This window comes from Mesorhizobium sp. M0244 (assembly GCF_040321795.1).
In the GTDB taxonomy this organism is placed as follows: Bacteria; Pseudomonadota; Alphaproteobacteria; order Rhizobiales; family Rhizobiaceae; genus Mesorhizobium.
Map to the genome: position 1 here is coordinate 1 of NZ_JAMYSE010000221.1, position 1,156 is coordinate 1,156.

A 1,156-nucleotide genomic window follows, 5' to 3' on the forward strand; every position below is an offset into this window, starting at 1 on the left:
ACGAGCTGTTCGAGGCGCAGGTGCGCCAGGCGCCGGAGGCTTTGGCGGTAGTCCATGAGGACGAGCGCCTGAGCTATGGCGAGCTCAACGCGCGAACCAACCGGCTGGCGCATCATCTGATCGCGCTCGGGGTGAGGCCGGACCAGCCGGTGGCGATCTGCCTGGAGCGCAGCCCGGCGATGGTGGTGGGTGTCTTGGCGATCCTCAAGGCGGGCGGCGCCTATCTGCCGCTGGACCCGGCCTATCCCTGCGCGCGGCTGCGGCAGGTTGTCGAGGATGCGGCGCCGCGGCTGCTGCTGGCCGATGCGGCCGGCCGCGCCGCGCTCGGCCCCGAGGCGCTTGTCGATGTGAGCGTGGTCGATCTGGAGACGGCGACCCCGGCTTGGGCCGAACTGCCCGCTTGCGATCCCGAGCCGCGCGCCCTTGGCCTGACCTCACGCCATCTCGCTTATGTGATCTACACCTCCGGCTCAACCGGAACCCCAAAGGGCGTCATGGTCGAGCACCACAACCTGGTCAATCTTACAGCATGGCATGTGCAAACGTTCTGTCGGCAACGAGAAACCTGCTGCGCACTCACGGCCGGAGTGGCATTCGATGCCAGCATTTGGGAGCTGTGGTCTGCATTATCCAATCGTAGCGCATTGCTGCTCTCGCCAAGAGCAGCAGCAGGAGATCCCCTGCTTCTACTGCAATGGTGGTGTGATCAATCGCTGGAGACCGCCTTTTTAGTCACGCCGCTGGCTACAACCGCGTTAGAAGACAAGCAAATAAATCCCACATTGGAGTATTTGCTTATTGGCGGTGATCGTCTCCAGCGTGTGCCTTCCCGGCTTCCGTCGCCTCTCAAGTTAATAAACAACTATGGCCCGACGGAAGTTACCGTCGTGGCAACCTCGGGACGGCTCTTCAGTGACAACGTTGTGCCGCATATCGGGCGTCCGATTGCGAACACGCGGTTGTATCTTCTGGACGGTCATGGCGCGCCGGTGCCGTTCGGGGCGGTGGGGGAGCTTTACGTTGGCGGGGCCGGCGTTGCGCGTGGCTACCTGAACCGGCCCGATCTGACGGCGGAGCGGTTCATCGCCAGTCCCTTTGTGGAAGGCGATCGGCTGTATAAGACCGGCGATCTGGCGCGTTATCTGCCGGACGGCAA

At 63.3% G+C, this 1,156-nt stretch carries 1 protein-coding gene; it reads left to right on the forward strand.

Annotated elements, in window-relative coordinates; all coding sequences use genetic code 11:
* Nucleotides 1-1,156 (forward strand): amino acid adenylation domain-containing protein (locus tag NKJ08_RS38735; protein ID WP_352786408.1); only part of this gene is annotated, 1,156 nt, incomplete at both ends.